This is a genomic window from Streptomyces niveiscabiei, from assembly GCF_001419795.1.
Taxonomy (GTDB): Bacteria; Actinomycetota; Actinomycetes; order Streptomycetales; family Streptomycetaceae; genus Streptomyces; species Streptomyces niveiscabiei.
Window position 1 is genome coordinate 1 of the sequence record NZ_LIRL01000708.1, and the last position, 3,238, is coordinate 3,238.

The window sequence follows — 3,238 nt, forward strand, 5'->3', positions numbered from 1 at the left end:
CCCCTGATCCCCCCGCCTCGCCCCGGGCCCGATATCAGGGTCCGACCAGGGTCCTCCCGGCTCCCATACCCCCCTCGGACCCGCCACCATGGACCCATGGCCGATCACGAACCCGCCGCGAACCCGGGGGGAGCCGCAGCCTCGCCCGAAGCCACCGGCACCACCACCGCAGAGAAGCCCGCCCCGCTCGCCCCCCTCGCCTTCCGTCGCGACCGTGATCACAAGCTCATCGCCGGTGTCTGCGCGGGCCTCGGGCGGCAGTGCGACATGGACCCGGTGATCTTCCGGATCACCCTGGCCGTGCTGTCGGCGACGGGCGGCGTCGGCCTCATCTTCTACGGCTTCGCCTGGCTCTTCGTCCCGTACGCGGACGACGACGAGAACGAGGTACGCCGGCTGCTGACGGGCCGGGTCGACGGGCAGGCGCTCGCCGCCGTGCTGTTCGCCCTGGTCGGCTGCGGCATCTTCCTGTCGATGCTGGGCAACGGGGACGTCCTGACGTTCGCGGCGATCCTGTCGCTGTTCCTCGCGGGCGCGGGCTACTGGTCGCGGCACCGCGACACCTCGGACCCGGCCCCCCTGACCGCGCAGGCCACCGCCGACGCCCCGCCGGAACCGCAGGCCCCGCCGATCACGGCGACGCTGCCGTCCTGGTGGCGCGACCCGATCGTGAAGGACGGCACGCACAACGGGGGCACCGGCTACCTGTGGGGCCCGAGCGAGCCCGCCGACGCCACCCCGCCCGCGTTCTCCTGGCCCGGCCTGCACTCCCTGCACACCCTGCACCGCCATCAGCCCCGGCATCACGCGACGGCGGCCCAGCTCCGGCGCGGCCCCCGCTGGATCGGCGGCCGGCTGTTCTTCCTCGCGCTGGTCGCCGGTGGCCTGACCACCCGCCTGACCTGGGACGACCACCCCCTGGGCACGACCCTCCAGGCGGGCCTGGCGGCGGCCCTGATCGTGCTGGGCCTCGGCATCGCGGTGAGTTCGTTCCTGGGCCGCACGGGCGCGGGCTCCTTCTTCCTGGCCCTGGTCACGGCGGGCCTGCTCGCCGCGACGGCGGCCGTACCGAAGAACATCACCACGCAGTGGCTGGACCGGACCTGGAGCCCGGTGACCGCCACGCAGCTCCAGAGCTCGTACGACCTCGGCACGGGCAAGGGCACCCTCGACCTGACGGCCCTGGCGCTGCCGAAGGGCTCCACCGCCGCCACCGAGGTCACCGTGGGCCTGGGCAAGCTGCACGTGATCGTCCCGCAGGGCACGACCGTACGGCTCAGCGCCGAGGTGGGTCTCGGGGACATCCAACTGCCGGACGACAAGAAGGAGGACGTGGACGTGCAGCCGGGACGCCACCAGGACCTCACCCTCACGCCGCCCGCCGGTACGATCCCGTCCGGCACCCTGGACCTCGACGTCCACGTGGGCCTCGGCCAGCTGGAGGTGTCCCGTGCCGCGTCATGAGTTCCGCCCCGGCCGCCTGTTCGCGGGCCTCTTCCTCACCCTCGCGGGCGCGCTCTACGCGGGCGACGCCGGGGGCCTGTGGGAGACACCGTGGTTCGCGATGTTCCCGCTGGTCATGTTCGGCCTGGCGGTCGCGGGCGTGGCGGGGGCGACGGCCCGTACGGTACGCAAGCGCCGGGCCCGACGACCCGGCGCTCCCGCGGAACCGGCCCCCTAGAGGCCCCTGGAGGCCCGTCGGCGTTCCTTGAGCAGCGCGTCGACCGACATCACCGACGCCCCGGCGAGCACCAGCGGCAACCAGGCCATCATGTAGGGCAGGTCGTTGCCGTAGTAGTACGGGTCCGAGGCCCAGCTGACCGTCAGCCACAGGCTGAGCGAGATGAGCAGTCCGCCGAGGGCGGCGATCCGCGTCAGCAGCCCGAGCAACGCGCCGATCCCGACGGCGAGTTCGCCGAGCGCGATGGCGTACCCGAACCCGACGGGGCTCTTCAGCGCCAGGTCGACGAGGGCGGGGATCGCCGAGGAGTCCCGTACGGCGCGCATGGTGTCGCCGAGGGACCCGGCGCCGGAGTCCTTCATGAACGCGCTGTCGGTGAGCTTGTCGAGCCCGGCGTAGATGAACGTCACGCCGAGGAAGATCCGCAGCGGTACGAGCGCGTACCGCGTCGCCACGTCACGCCAGCCCTGCCCGCCGCCGCCGACCGAGGAAGGGTAGGTATCCGTACGCATCCCGTGAGCCATTGCCGTCGCCGCCTCTCGTCCACCACACCGTGCACCCCTCACCAGACGATACGGATGCCCGGTGCCCACGGCTCACCGTCGGCCGTTACTGACAGCAAAGCGACAGCGGGCGCTATTCGGCGACGTCGATCGCGTACCGCCCGGTCTCCACCCCGGCGGCGGTCACGACCTGCACCTCCACCCGCCCGGGCTCCACCTCGGCGGGCACCGGCACGGTCAGCACGGCGTCGGTCGGATTGCTGAACCCCCCGACGACGGGCACCAGCGGCACGTGCACATGCACGGCCCCCACCCGTACGACCATCCGGGCGAGCCGGTCGGCGCTCTGCGCCCCGGGCGGTACGAATCCGGCGCCCCGGATCTCGATGTCGTCCCCGGTGCGGATGGGCCCGTCGAGGTCACCGGCCTCCCGGGACCGGACGACGGACAGGATCACCGGCCGCCCGCCCTCGGCGTACTTCCCGGCGAGGTAGGTCCCCGCCGACACGAGCACCACCAGCGCCAACCCCCAGGGCAGATCGGGCAGTTGATCGGGCCGCCGGGCGAGCCGCACGCAGGTGAACACGAGGGCGACCCCGCTGATCACGACGTACTGGATGTCGGCGAACGCCCCGCGCCCCGAGTCGTCGGTCAGCAGATCGGCGGCGCGCGGCCGGTGCGCCCGCACCTTCTGCAACCGCTGCGCCAGCACCCGCACCCCCACAACTCGCCTGACCAGCACGGCGATTCCGCAGACGACGGCGAGCACGGTCACCACGCCCGCGCCCCGCGCGAGATCGAGCCCGTCGATCAACGCGTCCCGCTCACCGGCCCCGGACGCCCCGGCCAGCTCCCCCACCAGCACGAGCACCGAGTACGCGACGACCAGCACCCAACTCCCGGCGACGACACGGGAGGTGGACAGCCGGTTGTCCTCCCCTATGACCGGCGCGAGCGCCCCGCCGCGACCCCGGTGGAACCAGGCGGCGGCGCTCAGCGCACCCGCCACGACGACCGCAGCGAGCAGCCCCGCCGTCCGCGCCCCGCTCCACCC

Annotated in this window: 4 protein-coding genes; 2 read left to right on the top strand and 2 right to left on the bottom strand. The window is 73.3% G+C overall.

The genetic code is table 11. The features are described 5' to 3' along the window. The first annotated feature begins 96 nt into the window (after positions 1-96). Together AOK24_RS31165 and AOK24_RS31170 are read left to right on the top strand one after the other, a co-directional pair. Complete coding sequence (locus AOK24_RS31165; RefSeq protein ID WP_107104090.1) at positions 97-1,464, top strand: PspC domain-containing protein; 1,368 nt, start codon at positions 97-99, stop codon at positions 1,462-1,464. Next, positions 1,451-1,681 (top strand): hypothetical protein, encoded by a 231-nt coding sequence (locus tag AOK24_RS31170; protein ID WP_055723387.1) that lies wholly within the window; start codon positions 1,451-1,453, stop codon positions 1,679-1,681. Before AOK24_RS31165 ends, AOK24_RS31170 begins: the two co-directional genes overlap by 14 nt. Here AOK24_RS31170 and AOK24_RS31175 read toward each other — a convergent pair. Together AOK24_RS31175 and AOK24_RS31180 are read right to left on the bottom strand one after the other, a co-directional pair. Beyond that, the gene (locus AOK24_RS31175; protein WP_079057084.1) at positions 1,678-2,205 is read right to left on the bottom strand and encodes a DoxX family protein; all 528 of its coding nucleotides are present in this window, start codon (positions 2,203-2,205) and stop codon (positions 1,678-1,680) included. The genes AOK24_RS31170 and AOK24_RS31175 overlap by 4 nt on opposite strands. A 112-nt stretch (positions 2,206-2,317) precedes the next feature. Then, positions 2,318-3,238: hypothetical protein (locus tag AOK24_RS31180; RefSeq protein WP_055723390.1), on the bottom strand; the 921-nt coding region annotated here is incomplete at its 5' end.